This is a genomic window from Pseudocitrobacter corydidari (assembly GCF_021172065.1).
Taxonomy (GTDB): Bacteria; Pseudomonadota; Gammaproteobacteria; order Enterobacterales; family Enterobacteriaceae; genus Pseudocitrobacter; species Pseudocitrobacter corydidari.
The window spans coordinates 1,831,534-1,848,508 of sequence record NZ_CP087880.1 but is presented as its reverse complement, the minus strand read 5'-3'; the positions used below and the strand labels follow the sequence as shown (position 1 = coordinate 1,848,508).

Here is a 16,975-nt window from a genome sequence, read left to right as displayed (position 1 = left end):
GATAAGACGTTTCTCAGCGTGCTTTGTCACGAAACCACTCCGGTTCAATATTGGCAACATCCACACCGTACAGGCTCGCAACGGGTAATACAGACTCGATAACGCGTTCAGCGCTATGTTCATCAGACCCCAGCCATATTCGTTGCAGACGCTGTAAAAGTGCTGACAGTAATGTTTTCATTCTTCTCTCCAGAGTGATTTGAACCGTATAAAACCAGTTAACCGCCTTCCTTTGGAAAGATGAAATAACAATATTGGCTGACCTTTTGCGAAAACTGGCATTAGGCTTTGTTAATTTATTTACCTTCGCACAACAATGTTTTCACTAATATTTTTTTGCTCTTGATAATAAAGATTCGTTATTTGGTGAGAACGAAAGCTTATGGGAGCGTAACAGCACACAACAAAAACAGGGATATCGGAGAAAAACTATGGCACTGAAATTACACACCGTACAGAAGCTGGCAATATTTGTGGGGCTGGCCGTCAGCTCGCTGGCGGTTATTCCGGCACAGGCCGATCAGCTGGCAGATATTAAAGCCAAAGGCGTGGTGAAAGTGGCAACCTTTGACGCCAATCCGCCGTTTGGCTCAGTCGATGCCAAAACGCATGAGCTGGTGGGGTATGACATTGACTTTGCTAAAGCCCTGGCAAAATCACTGGGCGTGAAACTGGAACTGGTGGCGACCAACCCGGCTAACCGCATTCCGCTGCTGCAATCGGGCAAGGCGGACCTCATCGTCGCCGATATCACCATCACCCCGGAGCGTGCTCAGGTAATTGATTTCTCAACGCCTTATTTCGTGACCGGGCAGCAGTTCCTGGTGCCAGCGGCGTCTGGCGATAAACTGGATGATTACAGCAAAGCGCGCATTGGCGCGGTAAAAGGCACCACCGGCGAACAGACGCTACACCAGCGTTATCCGCAGGCGCGAGTGCTCTCCTATGACGATATCCCGCTGGCGCTCACCGCGCTGCGTAATGGCAACGTGCAGGCGATAACCCAGGACAGTACCATTCTGGCGGGCCTGCTTGGCGAAGCGCCGGATAAAGCGAAATTCAAAATCATCCCGGATTTACTGAGCAAAGAAGAAATTGGCGTGGGTGTGAAAAAGGGCGAACCTGCGCTGTTAAAAGCGGTGAATGATGAGCTGGTGAGCCTGGAGAAATCGGGCGAAGCGGCAAAAATTTACGACACCTGGTTTGGTCCGGCGACTAAAGCGCCGCAGCCGCGTTCTTTCACCATTGAAGCAAAATAGTATGTTGTCGGCATTATTCTCTCGTTCCGCGGCAAAGGCCGCGGATTTCTCCCATCTTCAGCAGGCGAGCGTGCAATTCCGTCAGGCAGTGAAAAGCTATGGCGACCATCGCGTGCTGAACGGTATCGATTTAACGATTCACTCCGGTGAAGTGGTGGCAATCCTGGGCCCATCGGGTTCGGGGAAATCCACGTTGATTCGCCTGATTAATCAGCTGGAAAGCCTGAGCGGCGGTGAAATTCTGATTGATGGCAAAGCGACCTCTCAGCTTACGGGTAACGCGCTACGGCAGCTACGTAGTCGTATTGGCTTTGTTTTTCAGCAATTTAATCTCTACGCTCACCTTACGGCTCGACAAAATATCATGCTGGCGCTGGAGAAAGTCCATGGCTTTCCACACGCCAAAGCCGAAACCAGGGCGCTGGAGCTGTTGCGTAAGGTCGGGCTGGAAGAGAAAGCTGATCATATGCCCTCGCAGCTTTCCGGTGGCCAGCAACAACGCGTTGCGATTGCCCGCGCGCTTTCATCCTCACCGCAGATAATTTTGTTCGACGAGCCTACGTCGGCGCTGGATCCTGAAATGATCGGCGAAGTGTTGCAGGTTATGCAGACGCTGGCGCATAGCGGCATCACGATGATTGTGGTGACGCACGAAATGCAGTTTGCGCGTGAAATCGCTGACCGGGTAGTGTTTATCGACGGCGGTGACGTGCTGGAAGTTGCGCCGCCTGAGACGTTCTTTACGCGGCCACAACACCCCCGCGCCGTGCGGTTCTTGCAAAAAGTACTCGACCCGCTGCATCAGGAGCGTGCCGAGTGACTCACTTGTTTGACTGGCAGGGCGTGCTGAGCGGGCCGCCTTTGCAATGGATCCTCTCCGGGTTCCTGACCACCTTGTGGGTAACGCTGGCAGGTATTGTGCTGGCGAGCCTGCTGGCGATTCTGTTTTTGGCGCTGCGTCTGTCGGGCGGACGCGTGGGGCGAGGTATCACCGCCGCGTGGGTGTCTCTGTTTCGCAATACGCCACTGCTGGTGCAGCTTCTGTTCTGGTATTTCGCCGCGTGGAATCTGCTGCCGCAGGGCGTGCGGGAATTCGTCAATGACGACCACGGCTGGTCTATCCTGCCGGGCGATGTCTGGTGGCTAACGCCGGAGTTTCTCTGTTCTGCATGGGGGCTCGGTGTATTTACCTCGGCGTTCTTGATTGAAGAAGCGGCATCGGGCCTGCACAGCGTGTCGAATGGTCAGCGGGAAGCGGCGCTGGCACAGGGTTTTAGCTCGTGGGGGATGTTGCGATATATTCTGCTACCACAGGGGCTGGCGAACGCCTGGCAACCGATCGTAGGGCAGTATCTCAATCTGATGAAACTCTCTTCCCTCGCGAGCGGTATTGGTTTCGCCGAGCTGACCTATCAGGTGCGCCAGATTGAAAGTTATAACGCCCATGCGCTGGAAGCCTTTGCGGTCGGCACGGGGCTGTATCTTCTCACCGGGATCGTGTTGGGTTTACTGTTCACGCGCTTCGGTCCGTCGCCAGTGGGTAGCGCGAAACGGGTGAAAAACGTGACGCTGAAGAGAGCAAGGAGCGTAGAAGATGGACGCTAATCTGGCGGTCATTATTGATAACCTGGATTATTTACTCTGGGGCCGCCTGATGGACGGCGAACCCGGCGGCGTAGTATTGACGTTGATGATGGCAGTAGGGGCTGGGGCGCTGGCGCTGCCCGGTGGCATTCTCCTCGCCTGCCTGTCCTGGCGCTATGACGGAGTGGTGCGCAAACTACTCTATTGGTGGGCGGAAATTATTCGCGGTATTCCGCTGATTTTCGTCATCTTCTGGCTCTGGTATCTGTTGCCGATGTTGACCGGCAGTGATTTACCCGGCGCATTGACCGTCACGCTGGCGCTGGCCTGGTTCACGGCCGCATCGGTGATGCATTCGGTCCTGGCGGGGCTACGATCGCTCTCACAGGGACAATATGAAGCAGCGCTGACGCAAGGCTTTAGCGCCGGGCAGAGTCTGCGTTTTATCCTGCTGCCGCAGGTGCTGAAAAACGTCATGCCATCGCTACTGGGGATATTCATCGGCCTGCTGAAAGATACCTCGCTGGCGTTTATCGTCAACGTGCCGGAGCTGACCACCGTCGCGGGGCAGGTGAACAATCGGGTGCAAATCTACCCGATGGCGATATTTATCTTTGTCGGCCTGGTGTACTACCTGCTGTGCGCCGCGCTGGGGCTGCTGGCGAAACGCTGGCAGCCAGGTCGTTATTCGCCAACGTGATGAAATTAAGCGCTTAATCCCAGCTTTGCGAGCTAACCCCCGGAAATTTGTCACATTACTGTCACAATCTAGCGGTGGGTTATCACGCAAAGAGGATTGAGGGATGAAAAAAGCCGTACTGGCCGTCGCGGTGGCGACGACACTATTAACCTCCATTGCCGCGCAGGCAGAGATCTCCCCGGAGGGATACCAGCTCCAGCAAGTGTTGATTATGAGCCGCCACAACCTGCGCGCACCGCTCGCCAATAATGGCAGCGTGCTGGAACAATCCACTCCGCAAAGCTGGCCGGAATGGGATGTCCCTGGTGGGCAACTCACCACCAAAGGCGGCGTGCTGGAAATCTATATGGGTCATTACATGCGTGAATGGCTGGCGCAGCAGGGGATGGTGACCTCTGGCGAGTGCCCGACGGATAACACGGTTTACGCGTATGCCAACAGCCTGCAACGCACGGTGGCGACGGCGCAATTCTTTATCACCGGTGCGTTTCCGGGGTGTGATATTCCGGTTCATCATCAGGCTGAAATGGGGACCATGGACCCGACCTTTAACCCGGTGATCACCGTCGATTCTGCGCAGTTCAGCCAGCAGGCCGTACAGGCGATGGAAAAAGAGCGCCAGCAGATGCATCTCGACGAGAGCTATAAGCTCCTGGAGCAAATCGCCGATTACCGCCAGTCTCCGAGTTGCAAAGAAAAACAACAATGCGACCTGAACGGGGCACAAGACAGCTTCAGCGCGCAATACCAGAAAGAGCCGGGCGTTTCCGGGCCGTTGAAGGTGGGTAACTCGCTGGTGGACGCCTTTACGTTGCAGTACTACGAGGGCTTCCCGCTGGATCAGGTGGCGTGGGGTAAAATCAAAACCGACCAGCAGTGGCGCGTGTTATCGCAGCTGAAGAACGGGTATCAGGACAGCCTCTTCACCTCGAAAGAGGTGGCGCAAAATGTCGCGGCGCCGCTGGTGAAATATATCAACAATGCGCTGGTTGCGGAGGCAGACAAATCCGCCAAAGTGACGTTGATGGTGGGACATGACTCCAATATCGCCTCGCTACTGACCGCGCTCGATTTCAAACCTTACCAGCTGCATGACCAGTACGAACGCACGCCGATTGGCGGAAAGATCGTCTTCCAGCGTTGGCATGACGCGAAGGGCAATCGTGATTTGATGAAGATTGAGTATCTGTACCAAAGCACGACGCAAATTCGCGACGCACAGGCGTTGACCCTGCAATCACCACCGCAGCGCGTGACGCTGGCGCTGAACGGTTGCCCGATTGATGCCAACGGCTTCTGCCCGATGGAGACGTTTAAAGCGGTGATGAAGGACGCGGTGAAGTAGGGGGAGGGCATAATAACAAAAAGGCTCCCATCGGGAGCCTTTGTCATTCACGCAGCAATTTCATCAAACGTTCTTACGTTCAATGGTTTGCTCGCCCCAAAAGAGCGAATCTTTATCGGTTTTACTGAACGCCAGGGCGAGGACTTCATCACTGCCTTCTTCCCAGATCTGTTCGGCCAGTTTTTCATCATACTTGGCCACCTCAAAAATCGCCTGGGCGATTTCCGGCGAGGTGTTGCGCAAGCTCGCCCATTCGTTTACGTGGTGAGCTTTTGCTTCTTGTGTTGGCATAGAAATCCTCCTGCTGAAGATTAACCTTTTAACTTAACCGCAAGCCCGGCGACATGTTCACCCTGATAGCGGGCAATCGCGAGTTCTTCCTCGCTCGGCTGACGTGAACCGTCGCCGCCCGCGATGGTGGTCGCGCCATATGGCGTGCCGCCGCGAACCTGGGAGACATCAAACAGTTCCTGCGCGCCGTAGCCGATAGGAACAATCACCATCCCATGATGAGCAAGCGTAGTCCATGTTGAGGTAATCGTCTGCTCCTGACCACCACCGGTACCGGTAGAGCTGAATACGCTACCGATTTTGCCGTACAGCGCGCCAGAGGCCCACAGACCGCCAGTTTGATCAAGGAAAGTACGCATCTGCCCGGACATATTGCCGAAGCGAGTCGGGGTACCAAAGATGATGGCATCGTACTCAGCCAGCTCCTGTGGCGTGGCAACCGGCGCGGTGTGTGTTTTTCCGCCCGCTTTAGCGAAAGCTTCCGGTGACATGGTTTCCGGTACGCGTTTGACGACAACTTCGGCGCCAGAAACCTTATTTGCACCCTCTGCGACGGCTTTGGCCATCGTCTCAATGTGTCCATACATGGAATAATAAAGCACCAGAACTTTTGCCATCTGCAACACTCCTCGGTTTATCGTTACACAGCTTTTCGCTGTCCTTCTTTAAAGATAAGCCGTGTCGACAGGAGTGCAAACTTTAGAGCCATTTCTTTGATTTGTAACAATGACGCATGTGATTGAATGTAAAATAAAGATTCTTTGTTAATGTTTTGAAATGCTCTGATTGAATAACGTGCAGAAAGACATCAGCCTCTGGTTGCCAGGACGATTACGCGGGCAAGAAAAGCCCGCGTTTATTTTAAAATGTCACACCGCGTGTTTTAAGCCAGTGACGAGCACATACCTCCGAACAGGTACGAAAGTGAATATCAATAGTCAGCCTGCTGTCTTGGGTGACGTTAAAAACGCTGGCTGGCCCGTTGGCGTTATGATCGTTGACCAATAGATCCCCTGAGGCTGGCCTTTCACCTGACAGCAACGTTCCAATGATAAACTCTCCATGCTCGTTAAGGCTGCAAATACACCCGGTTCTGGCGCTGAAATGCAACACCACATTGCACAATTCGCTTCCTCCTGCGATCGCTCAGTTAACCGGACGCAAGGTTGGGAAGAGAATGACATCGCGAATGGTGGGGGAGTCGGTGAAAAGCATTACCATTCTGTCGATACCAATACCCAGCCCAGCCGTGGGCGGTAATCCGTATTCCAGCGCTGTGACATAATCAGCATCGTAGTACATCGCTTCATCATCGCCCGCGTCGCGTGACGCAACCTGCGCCATAAAACGTTCAGCCTGATCTTCGGCATCATTCAGCTCTGAGAAGCCATTGCCTATTTCTCGCCCACCGATAAAGAATTCAAAGCGATCGGTTATCTCGGGATGAAGATCATTACGACGTGCCAGTGGCGAAACTTCTGCAGGATACTCAGTAATAAACGTTGGTTGAATCAGATGGCTTTCAGCGACGACGTCAAAGATTTCCGTGATGAGGCGTCCGTGTCCCCAACTGACCTCAGGTGTAATCCCCAGACGTTGTGCGAGCGCGAGCGTTGGCTCGGATGAATCAAGCTCTTCCGGTCGGATGTCATTGCCATATTTCAAAATGGCTTCTTTCATCGTCAAACGGGTAAACGGTTTGCCAAAGTCAAAGGTACACTCGCCATACGTCACCTCTGTGCCGCCCGTAACGTCGAGTGCAACCTGGCGGAAAAGCGCTTCTGTGAGGTCGATGAGATCGTTGTAATCGGCATAAGCCATATAGAGTTCCATCATGGTGAACTCGGGGTTATGGCGCGGCGAAATACCCTCATTGCGGAAGTTGCGGTTGATCTCGAATACGCGTTCAAAGCCGCCCACCACCAGGCGCTTGAGATACAGTTCGGGAGAAATACGCAGGAACATATCCTGGTTTAACGCATTATGACGCGTAATAAATGGCCGAGCCGATGCACCGCCAGGAATGAGCTGCATCATGGGTGTTTCGACTTCCATAAAGTGCCGCGTACTCATAAAGTCGCGAATCACGGACATGATTTGTGAACGCACTTTGAAAGTATTGCGCGTTTTTTCATTGGCGATGAGATCCAGATAACGCTGGCGATAGCGACGCTCCTGATCTGTGAGGCCATGAAATTTATCGGGTAAGGGTTTGACGGCTTTGGTGAGGAGGCGCACGTCTTTACAGTCGAGAGTTAGCTCTCCTGTTTGTGTTTTAAACAATACACCGGTAGCACCAAGGATATCGCCCTGATCGATGAGTTTAAGAAGCGCGTCGTAGCGGTCGGCGTTAAGACGCTTAGCGCTAATATAGAGTTGAATTCTTCCTCCCATATCTTGCAGCGTTAAGAACGTCGCCTTTCCCATCACCCGGCGAGTCATCAGTCTCCCTGCAACAGAAACGCTTATTTTATGGTCGTTAAGTGCTTCAGTGCTGAATGCATCATAGAGATGATGCAGGGATTGTGATGTCGCATCTCGGCGAAAGTCGTTAGGGAAGGCATTACCTGATTCACGAAGCTGTGCAAGCTTCTGTGACCGAACGCTAAATTCATCTTGTAGTGTTTGCTCGTTATCTGAAGTTTCCATACTCATAGCCTCCTGGGCAGTGTTCGCTATCGCGTACTGTACTGCCAGGGTGAGCGTTATTGCAAGAAAAATGATCTCCATAAGGATCATTTTTCTTTCCACATGCTCCGCTACTTTTTCTTTTCTGACTTAAGTTCTGCCGCCAGTGCGAGTGCCTGAGTATAGAAATCGTGACGTTGGGTCTCATCGAGTTGGGATATGGCCTGTGCAAGGGAATGGCGCTGCTCCGACTCCCGCAGAATGCCCTTGATACCCTCTTTATGAATCAATCTCAGTAGCGCCTCTTGCTCTGCAGTGTCAAGTGAATTGAACACCATCATCCAGGCCATCAGTAGCGGTTCATTCTGCGCAGGTTCAGGTCTATTAACGTGGTAAACAGCAGGGTTTTCATCTGTTTGTACCGGGACGTTCTCACGGTATCCCCATGCGAGCCATTCCATCGAAACGCCCTCAAGCTCGGCAATTTTGGCCGCCACACTAAGAGAAGGCTCCGTACCGCGGGTGATGTAATTGTTCAGCGTAGAGTAGGAGAGTTGCCAGGCCTTCGCTGCAGCACGGGTGCTTCGATGACCAATCAGGTAGCGAAGCCTGTCTGCTAAAGAAATCAGTTCATCTTTCTCATCAATATGCTGCCCTTCATTACTCATTTTTATCCGTCCATCGTTATTGAACTCTGCGATTGACTCATATGGAGATCATTAAAGTACGATTTAACTCACAAAAATTGCTTTTAGTACTTTTTGTTGTCTCAAAAGAGATCAATGCTAGTGCCAGCATCATCATATTGAATTCACTCCATGGGGTTAACCCAAGGAGTAATTGCAGAGGGTAATCTAAATATGGTCACAAATGAAGATCGTGCTGACTGGCACAGAGTAGATATTGTTGCGGCACTCCATAAACAGGGGCTCTCAATTCGCGAGCTCTCTGTTCGTTCGGGTCTCAAACCAGACACACTCAAAAATGCCCTTTCACGGGCCTACCCAAAAGCGGAACGCATCATTGCCGAAGCTTTGGGCCTGACGCCGGAAACCATCTGGCCCAGTCGTTACCCCAATGTCAGGAATACAACCACGAATCCCCCTTCATTAATGAATCAATCCGCTTAAAAAGGAGCGTCTTATGACGTAGCGAAACTGCTGGCGTAGATAAAGTGTGTCGTATTCAAGGAAATTATAATTCTATTATAAAGAGAAGTCATTATGAGCAATCCCGGGAATAAAATGGGCGTAATGCACCTGACCATATTAACCGCAGTGAATATGCTGGGGTCAGGCATTATTATGTTACCGACAAAGCTTGCCGAAGTGGGGACAATGTCAATATTGTCCTGGCTGGTCACCGCATTGGGTTCACTTGCCCTCGCATGGGCATTTTCAAAATGTGGTTTATTTAGTACGAAAAGCGGCGGGATGGGAGGGTACGCCGAGTATGCGTTTGGAAAATCGGGTAACTTTATTGCTAATTATACCTACGCAATAAGTTTGCTAATTGCCAATATTGCCATTGCAATCTCTGCTGTAGGGTATGGGACAGTTTTATTTGGTGTCGAACTTACACCTGTCCAGGTATGTATCGCGACTATTGTCGTACTGTGGGTCACCACGGTACTTAATTTCGGTGGGGCGAAAATTACGGGGCAGATTGGTTCCATCACAGTTTGGGGCGTCATTATTCCGGTAGTTGGGTTATGTGTGATTGGCTGGTTCTGGTTTAGTCCATCGCTTTATGTCAGCGCCTGGAATCCTAATAATATGGATTTCTTCTCCGCCATATCAACCTCAATCTCTATGACGCTGTGGGCATTCCTTGGCCTGGAGTCTGCCTGCGCAAATATGGATGCTGTTGAAAACCCGCAGAAAAACGTACCTATCGCTGTTTTCGGCGGTACGTTGGTTTGTGCCGTTATCTATATTTTATCCACAAATGTTATTGCCGGAATAGTGCCAAATCTCGATCTCCTGCATTCCACGGCGCCATTTGGTTTAGCCTACGCTTCGATGTTTACACCTGTTGTTGGAAGCGTTGTCATGTTTCTGATGGCCCTGGCCTGCATTGGTTCGCTGTTAGGGTGGCAGTTTACCGTGGCTCAGGTCTTTAAGTCTTCCGCGGATATTGGTTATTTCCCTCGCGTGTTCTCACGCGTAACAGCGAAAGATGCACCTGTTATTGGCATGATCATTTTAGGGATTATCCAGACACTATTAGCATTAATGACGATTAGCCCCTCGTTGAACAAACAATTTAATAGCTTAGTGAATCTGGCGGTCGTCACAAATTTAGTGCCTTACGTCCTCTCAATGGCAGCACTGATTCCGATGCAAAAGTTGGCAGGTATTCGCGGTGGGCAGGTGAAAACGAATGCCACCATTGCACTGCTTGGCACCATTTATAGCTTTTACGCGCTCTATGCTTCTGGTGAAGAGGCAATGATGTTAGGTGCGTTAGTCACATTCTCTGGCTGGACATTCTGGGGAATGTTTATACAGAAAAAGGATGAAAGTTCAAAGACGGCTTATCAGGGATAAGAAAATGAAAATAATCGCAATTATGAACCACTTTGGCGTACTGGCTAAAGAAGCACCTATTGAAGAATTGCATAAAAAGTTATTGGCAGAAAACTATCGTATTATTTATCCAGAAGATGTTGATGACCTCATGGAGCTGGTTGACAATAATGCAAAAGTTTGTGGCGTTGTTTTTGACTGGGATACATGGTCTGTTCTCTTACCGAAAAATATTTCAGGGCTAAATGAGCAACTGCCGATGTATGCATTTTCGAGTCAGCGTACGCAGCTCGAAATCGATGTGGATGATCTAGGCCTTAATCTTCATTTCTTCGAGTATGCCTTTGATGCAGTTGATGAAATTGCGGCACGTATTCAGCGCGGAACTGACGCCTATTTTGACGCGATTCTCCCGCCTTTTACTAAAGCGCTCTTTCGCTATGTTGACGAAGGGAAATATACGTTTTGCACGCCAGGTCATATGGGCGGCACGGCTTTCCAGCAGAGCCCGGTAGGTAGCCTGTTTTACGACTTCTTTGGTGCAAATACCATGAAGTCAGATATCTCGGTCTCCGTCTCTGAACTCGGTTCACTGCTTGACCACTCAGGCCCACACCGCGAGGCAGAGAATTATATCGCCGATGCCTTTAACGCAGACCGCAGCTACATGGTGACAAACGGCACATCAACGGCCAATAAAATTGTGGGGATGTACGCCGCACCTGCGGGCAGCACAATTTTAGTCGACCGTAATTGCCACAAGTCGCTGACTCATTTGATGATTATGAGCGATGTCACACCAATCTATTTCCGTCCAACGCGAAATGCATGGGGGATCTTAGGTGGAATTCCTCGCAGTGAGTTTGCGCGAGAAACGATCGAAGCGCGTGTAAAACAGACCCCTGGCGCCAGCTGGCCGGTGCATGCAGTAATCACAAACTCCACCTATGACGGTCTGCTCTATAACACCGACTACATCAAACAGACGCTGGATGTAAAATCCATTCACTTTGATTCAGCCTGGGTGCCTTATACCAACTTTAGCCCAATCTACAAAGGTCTCTGCGGAATGAGCGGTACGCGCGTGCCGGGGAAAGTGATATATGAAACGCAGTCTACACATAAATTACTGGCCGCTTTTTCACAGGCATCAATGATTCACATTAAAGGGGAATTTGAAGAAGAGACCTTTAACGAAGCCTTTATGATGCATACGTCCACGTCGCCTCATTATGGCATCGTTGCGTCTATTGAAACGTCTGCGGCAATGATGAAAGGGAATACGGGTAAACGTCTGATGGAGAATTCTATCCTGCGGGCCGTTCGCTTCCGTAAAGAGATTAAAAAGATAAAAGCGTCCTCAGAGAGCTGGTTCTTCGACGTCTGGCAGCCAGAAGGGGAGTCATTAGCGCCTTGCTGCTGGAATCTTACGCCCGGTGCCGAGTGGCATGGATTTAAAAATATCGATGAAGGGCATATGTTCCTTGATCCCATTAAAGTCACTCTGCTAACGCCGGGAATGGATAAACAGGGCAAAATGGAGGAGCAGGGGATTCCGGCATCCATCGTGGCGAAGTATCTCGATCAACATGGCATTATTGTGGAGAAAACGGGCCCCTATAATCTCTTATTTCTCTTCAGTATCGGAATTAATAAAACTAAGGCTCTGAGTCTGCTGCGGGCGTTGAATGATTTCAAACGTGACTACGATCGTAACGCGTTCGTCAAAGAGATGCTGCCATCCGTCTATGAGCAGCAGCCCACTTTCTATGCGGGTATGCGAATTCAGGAACTTGCAAACGGCATTCATAAATTGATTCGTCAGCATAAGCTGCCGGAACTGATGTTCCGCGCTTTTGAAACCTTACCGACGATGGTGATGAACCCGCACGCGGCTTTCCAGAAAGAGCTTCACGGTGAAATTGAGGAGGTCTATGTCGACGAGATGATTGGCCGAGTCAGTGCGAACATGATCCTGCCATATCCTCCAGGTGTGCCATTAGTGATGCCAGGAGAGATGCTGACCGAGGAGAATCGTCCGACACTCGAGTTTATTCAGATGCTCTGCGAAATTGGTGCCTGGTATCCGGGCTTTGAAACAGATATCCACGGCGCTTATCGACAACCAGATGGGCGCTATACGGTTAAAGTGATCAAGAACGTGCAGTAAGCTCCTCTGACAACCTGCTCCTCATCTTCGGGGGGCAGGCAGTAGCATCATGACACACTTTCAGTTATGCATTTTTCTTCTGCGATAAGAGTAAATTATGACCCGTACTTATCGCACCGGTATTGTGCAGCCCAAAACCCATTACAAAATGTTACGTTCTTCCTCAAAAAGCCACGCAGTCCGCTAAGCTTAGTGTCACGCAGCACAAAAAATGGTCAGCGCCATTGCTGCGGGGGAATGACTCCCTGATTTCACGTAATGCAATATGATGTCTAATCAACTGGAGGTCAGAAATGGCAAATCATCGTGGTGGTTCAGGTAACTTTGCTGAAGACCGGGACAGAGCATCAGAAGCAGGTCGTAAGGGTGGCCAGCACAGCGGCGGTAATTTCAAAAATGACCCGCAGCGCGCCTCCGAAGCAGGTAAAAAGGGAGGGAAAAACAGCCATGGTAGCAACCGCAACAGCTAACCTCTTATAGGGCTGAGTTAATCCGTAGCGAGTGTTTCTACACTCTGTAACCCCTCCGCCGCCGATGGATTCGGCGGCTTTTTATTTTCACTTCACCGGGTTGAACTGTGACCTTGCTCACTTCACACTGTAAGGCTGTTTGATTTCCGGGCGGCATCATGTCTTTTTTCTCACGCTACGCATTTTCTGTTAAGCCTCAGGAAGCCATCCTGATCCTCATCACCATGTTCTGGGGCGGCACCTTTCTCGCTGTACAGTACGCCGTCACCCTTAGCGGGCCGTTTTTCTTCGTAGGCGTTCGCTTTGCGATGGCAGCGGTCGCCGTTGGGCTGCTTTGCGCACGCTCATTGCGTGGCCTGACCAAACTGGAACTAAAAGCGGGCGTAGTGATTGGCATCGCCATTGCGCTGGGCTACAGCCTGCAAACCTGGGGGTTGCAGTCGATTCCCAGCAGTAAATCCGCTTTTATTACCGCCATGTATGTCCCGCTGGTGCCGTTGTTGCAGTGGCTCTGTTTGGGAAGAATGCCGGGGCTGATGTCCTGCGTGGGCATCGTGCTGGCTTTTATCGGCCTGATTTTTCTTGCCGGGCCAAATGGCGATTTGCTGGCTCTCGGGCAGGGCGAGCTGATTACGCTTGCCAGCGCGGTGGCGATTGCCGCAGAAATTATTCTTATCAGCGCCTGGGCGGGGAAGGTTGATGTGCGGCGAGTGACCGTTGTGCAACTGGCGACGGCGTCGATTGTGGCGTTCGCCATGATGGCACCTGCCGGTGAAAGTGTGCCGCCTGTATCGTCTGGCTTGCTGATCGTGGCGCTGGGGTTGGGGATTTTCAGCGCCATTATTCAGGTGACCATGAACTGGGCGCAGCGCAGCGTGTCGCCGACGCGCGCGACGGTTATTTATACCGGCGAACCCGTATGGGCGGGGATTTTTGGCCGATTGGCGGGGGAGCGTTTGCCCGCGCTGGCGCTACTCGGTGCAGCCTTTATTGTGGTAGGTGTACTGGTCAGTGAACTGAAGTTTAAGCGTAAAAAAAAGTCACAACTGACTACGGAAGCATCACTTAATCACGAGCCGTAAGTATCACGCCTGTGTATGCCTCCCGCTTTTGCTATGCTGTGGAGGCTAATAACAGGAGAGGGCGTATGGCTCAGGACGCAACAAAGAAAAGCGGAAAACGCTCGCAGGCAGTCAGTGCAAAAAAACAGGCCATTCTCTCGGCTGCGCTCAATACTTTTTCCCAGTACGGCATTCATGGCACGCGCCTTGAGCAGGTAGCGGAGCTTGCCGGCGTGTCAAAAACCAATCTGCTTTACTACTATCCGTCGAAAGAGGCGCTTTATGTCGCCGTGATGCGGCAAATTCTGGCTATCTGGCTGGCACCGTTGAAAGCATTTCGCGAAGATCTCGCCCCGCTGGTGGCGATTAGAGAGTACATCAGGCTGAAACTGGAGGTCTCGCGCGACTATCCGCAGGCTTCGCGACTGTTCTGCCTTGAGATGCTGCAAGGTGCGCCGTTGCTGATGAACGAACTGACCGGCGATCTTAAAGCGCTGGTCGAGGCGAAATCCGCGATTATCGCCGCGTGGGTCAATGCGGGAAAACTCGCGCCGGTTGACCCGCATCACCTCATTTTTATGATTTGGGCGACAACCCAGCACTATGCGGATTTCGCCACCCAGGTGGAGGCGGTTACGGGCGCGACATTACAGGATGAAGCCTTCTTTCAGCGCACGGTCGACAATGTGCAGCAGATGATTATCGAAGGCATTCGCGTACGTTAATTAACATTCGCTGGCGGCAGCGGGCAGCTCAGGTCACCCTCTTCGCATTGTAAAAGGGAAGAGAGAAAGGCTTCGCGCTCGGCGGTTTTATCCGTCAGACACTGATTGCGCACCATTGGCTGAACGCTACCACCTTCGCTGCTTGAGCTGAGCAGTTCGCAATCGGCATCACGGGAAGCAATCCATGCAGTCTGCGCTTTTTTCAGCTGCTCACGCTGCGGTTCCTGCGCCCGTTTTTGTGCCGCCTGGTACGTCTCGTTTAATTTCTTATCTGCCGCCTGATACTGGGCCGCAGTACATTGATTCAGGTCGCCCTGGGTACTGGCGTTATTGCATTCATCCGCCAGCGCCAGGCCGCTTACCATCAGGGCGATCATCGCAAGCCAGGTACGTTTCATCTGTTCACTCCCTTAAAAAAGATGTCGTTGAATATAGTATGAATCGTGGTCCATGTGAAAGAGGCGTTAATGCTTTGCATCCACAATTGTCTCCTCCAACCAGCGTTCGCTTTTCTGATTTTTGACCCTGCCGTAGACCGCGCCAATAAAGATGGTTAATCATCATCTACTGCTATTTAAATAATGTTCAATAACAGGGATGGCGGACGATGTCTGGTGGGGAAAATACCTTTCGGCTGGGGCTTTATACATTGGCCTGGCCGATATTTATCGAGCAGTTACTGCGATTGCTGATGAACTACGTCAGCGTGTTTATGCTGGGGCATTACTCGGATGAAGCGGTTGCCGCCACCGGTGTCGCCAGTCAGATTTTGGCTATCTCGGTTATCTTTTATGGTTTTTTAACCGTCGGCGTGCAAATTGTCGTCGCGCAGCTTATCGGCGCGAAAAAATTTCACCGCGTGGAGTACGTTATCACCAACGGGCTGGTGGTGGCGTTTATCATCGGTGTGGTGATGAGTTTTATCTTCATCTTTTTGGGGGAAGGGTTCCTGCGTGCATTGGGGCTGAGTGAACGCCTGGTCAGCGTTGGTGCGCCCTTTATCCAAATCATTGGCGGCAGCTCGGTGATTATTGCGCTTTACTCCTCGATGTTGCCTATTTTACGTACCCACGGTTACGTGCGTCAGGCGATGGTCGTGCCCATCACCGTGAGCGTGGTTAACGTGATCCTCAACTATATGTTCCTCTACGGGCCGCTTCATTTTCTGGACATGGGCGTGACCGGGGTTGGCATTGCCAGCAGCTTTGCCAATATGGTTGGGATGGCGCTGAGCGTCTGGCTGCTGAATAAATACATTGGCTATCGTTTCCGCTGGCAGAAACTGAAACAGTGCTCGCGTAAGATGCTGGGTTCTATTCTGCAATACGGTCTGCCTTCCGCCGGAGAAAACTTGTCCTATGCGGGGTCGCAGTTGGTGGTGACCGCCATTATCGCGCTGTTGGGCACCGAAGCGCTGACCACCAAAATTTACGCCTCCAGCATTAGCCAGTTTGTGGCACTGTTTGCCATGTCGATAGGCCAGGCCTCGCAAATCATTATTGGCCGGGCGATTGGCGCACGCGAACTGGATACCGCGTATCGTCAGGGGATGCGCAGTTGGCGAATTGGCTTGCTGATTGCCTTGCTGGTGAGTGCGTTGTTAGCCACGTTTGCCAGGCCAATTATGGCGCTGTTTACGCCCAGCGAAACGATTATTGAAATGGCCCGGGTGCTGTTTATGTACTCTATTTTGCTGGAGCTGGGGCGTGCCACCAATATCATTGTGATCAGCTCGTTAAACTCGACAGGGGATGTGCGTTTCCCGTTTATCTGCGGGATTATTGTGATGTGGATTGTTAGCCTGCCGTTCTCGTATGTGCTCGGCATTTCTGCCGGCCTGGGGCTGGTGGGGGTATGGCTGGCGTACATTATTGATGAGGGCGTGAGGGCCGCGTTGATGTATCGACGCTGGCAGAGCCGAATCTGGACGACGAAATCGCTGTTTTAATCATCGGCGAACCGGGGTTAATAATGTATTAATAAGCCATTATTAACCCCGTTTTCTCCGCCGGGCCGGTAAAATCAGCGCCTGTTTTTTACCCGGTTTATGCTTGTTATGGCTACGCCAGCACAACCGTGAAAGGATAAAACAGCACCCTATCCACAGCCGCGAGAAAGCCGATCATATGGGGTGTATCTGGGCGATGGGCAATTTATCGACTCGCCACGTACCGGCGAAACTATTCGGATAAGGCATTCACGCCGCATCCGGCA

General features: G+C 51.5%; 18 protein-coding genes and 1 pseudogene. 13 read left to right on the top strand and 6 right to left on the bottom strand.

Annotated elements, in window-relative coordinates:
• Positions 1 to 13: 13 nt before the first annotated feature.
• Positions 14 to 181 (bottom strand): hypothetical protein, encoded by a 168-nt coding sequence (locus G163CM_RS08600; RefSeq protein ID WP_231827717.1) that lies wholly within the window; start codon positions 179 to 181, stop codon positions 14 to 16.
• Between the two features lie 250 nt (positions 182 to 431).
• On the opposite strand from G163CM_RS08600, the gene G163CM_RS08595 reads away from it, so the two are divergent.
• The 5 genes from G163CM_RS08595 (at position 432) to agp (ending at position 4,888) form a co-directional block, all read left to right on the top strand.
• Positions 432 to 1,259, top strand: a complete 828-nt coding sequence (locus G163CM_RS08595; RefSeq protein ID WP_231827716.1) for an ABC transporter substrate-binding protein — start codon at positions 432 to 434, stop codon at positions 1,257 to 1,259.
• A gap of 1 nt (position 1,260) precedes the next feature.
• Complete coding sequence (locus G163CM_RS08590) at positions 1,261 to 2,079, top strand: amino acid ABC transporter ATP-binding protein (RefSeq protein ID WP_231827715.1); 819 nt, start codon at positions 1,261 to 1,263, stop codon at positions 2,077 to 2,079.
• Complete coding sequence (locus tag G163CM_RS08585; RefSeq protein ID WP_231827714.1) at positions 2,076 to 2,864, top strand: amino acid ABC transporter permease; 789 nt, start codon at positions 2,076 to 2,078, stop codon at positions 2,862 to 2,864. Before G163CM_RS08590 ends, G163CM_RS08585 begins: the two co-directional genes overlap by 4 nt.
• Complete coding sequence (locus tag G163CM_RS08580) at positions 2,854 to 3,543, top strand: amino acid ABC transporter permease (protein ID WP_231827713.1); 690 nt, start codon at positions 2,854 to 2,856, stop codon at positions 3,541 to 3,543. Before G163CM_RS08585 ends, G163CM_RS08580 begins: the two co-directional genes overlap by 11 nt.
• 103 nt (positions 3,544 to 3,646) lie before the next feature.
• A complete protein-coding gene (agp, locus tag G163CM_RS08575; RefSeq protein WP_231827712.1) occupies positions 3,647 to 4,888 on the top strand; it encodes a bifunctional glucose-1-phosphatase/inositol phosphatase in 1,242 nt (413 codons plus the stop codon).
• Between the two features lie 63 nt (positions 4,889 to 4,951).
• Here agp and G163CM_RS08570 read toward each other — a convergent pair whose 3' ends face one another.
• From G163CM_RS08570 to G163CM_RS08555, 4 genes are all read right to left on the bottom strand, one after another.
• The gene (locus G163CM_RS08570) at positions 4,952 to 5,179 is read right to left on the bottom strand and encodes a YccJ family protein (RefSeq protein ID WP_015964936.1); all 228 of its coding nucleotides are present in this window, start codon (positions 5,177 to 5,179) and stop codon (positions 4,952 to 4,954) included.
• Between the two features lie 20 nt (positions 5,180 to 5,199).
• The gene (gene wrbA, locus G163CM_RS08565) at positions 5,200 to 5,796 is read right to left on the bottom strand and encodes an NAD(P)H:quinone oxidoreductase (protein ID WP_015964935.1); all 597 of its coding nucleotides are present in this window, start codon (positions 5,794 to 5,796) and stop codon (positions 5,200 to 5,202) included.
• 529 nt (positions 5,797 to 6,325) lie between these two features.
• Positions 6,326 to 7,828 (bottom strand): lysine--tRNA ligase, encoded by a 1,503-nt coding sequence (lysS, locus tag G163CM_RS08560; protein WP_231827711.1) that lies wholly within the window; start codon positions 7,826 to 7,828, stop codon positions 6,326 to 6,328.
• A 110-nt stretch (positions 7,829 to 7,938) separates the two neighbouring features.
• Positions 7,939 to 8,475 carry a helix-turn-helix domain-containing protein gene (locus G163CM_RS08555; protein WP_231827710.1) on the bottom strand — a complete coding sequence of 179 codons (537 nt, stop codon included), beginning with the start codon at positions 8,473 to 8,475 and terminating at the stop codon, positions 7,939 to 7,941.
• A 150-nt stretch (positions 8,476 to 8,625) separates the two neighbouring features.
• On the opposite strand from G163CM_RS08555, the gene G163CM_RS08550 reads away from it, so the two are divergent.
• From G163CM_RS08550 to rutR, 6 genes are all read left to right on the top strand, one after another.
• Positions 8,626 to 8,937 carry a helix-turn-helix domain-containing protein gene (locus tag G163CM_RS08550; protein ID WP_420851400.1) on the top strand — a complete coding sequence of 104 codons (312 nt, stop codon included), beginning with the start codon at positions 8,626 to 8,628 and terminating at the stop codon, positions 8,935 to 8,937.
• Positions 8,938 to 9,030: 93 nt separating this feature from the next.
• Positions 9,031 to 10,356: a putrescine-ornithine antiporter gene (gene potE / locus G163CM_RS08545; RefSeq protein WP_231827709.1), complete on the top strand. Its 1,326-nt coding sequence runs from the start codon at positions 9,031 to 9,033 to the stop codon at positions 10,354 to 10,356.
• Between the two features lie 4 nt (positions 10,357 to 10,360).
• Positions 10,361 to 12,505 (top strand): lysine decarboxylase, encoded by a 2,145-nt coding sequence (gene cadA / locus G163CM_RS08540; RefSeq protein WP_231827708.1) that lies wholly within the window; start codon positions 10,361 to 10,363, stop codon positions 12,503 to 12,505.
• A gap of 293 nt (positions 12,506 to 12,798) precedes the next feature.
• Entirely contained in the window at positions 12,799 to 12,975 is a 177-nt protein-coding gene (locus G163CM_RS08535; protein WP_015964929.1) for a con-10 family general stress protein, read from the top strand.
• Between the two features lie 158 nt (positions 12,976 to 13,133).
• Entirely contained in the window at positions 13,134 to 14,057 is a 924-nt protein-coding gene (locus G163CM_RS08530) for a DMT family transporter (RefSeq protein ID WP_231827707.1), read from the top strand.
• A 65-nt stretch (positions 14,058 to 14,122) separates the two neighbouring features.
• Positions 14,123 to 14,761, top strand: a complete 639-nt coding sequence (gene rutR / locus G163CM_RS08525) for an HTH-type transcriptional regulator RutR (protein WP_015964927.1) — start codon at positions 14,123 to 14,125, stop codon at positions 14,759 to 14,761.
• Here the strand turns inward: rutR and G163CM_RS08520 are convergent.
• On the bottom strand, positions 14,758 to 15,159 hold the full coding sequence (locus G163CM_RS08520; protein WP_231827706.1) for a lysozyme inhibitor LprI family protein: 402 nt from the start codon (positions 15,157 to 15,159) through the stop codon (positions 14,758 to 14,760). The two genes, rutR and G163CM_RS08520, sit on opposite strands and share 4 nt — an antisense overlap.
• A gap of 209 nt (positions 15,160 to 15,368) precedes the next feature.
• Here G163CM_RS08520 and G163CM_RS08515 point away from each other — a divergent pair, with 209 nt between their 5' ends.
• Entirely contained in the window at positions 15,369 to 16,709 is a 1,341-nt protein-coding gene (locus G163CM_RS08515) for an MATE family efflux transporter (protein ID WP_231827705.1), read from the top strand.
• Positions 16,710 to 16,860: 151 nt separating this feature from the next.
• Positions 16,861 to 16,952, top strand: a pseudogene (locus G163CM_RS08510) (C40 family peptidase); the annotation flags it as partial.
• Positions 16,953 to 16,975 lie beyond the last annotated feature (23 nt).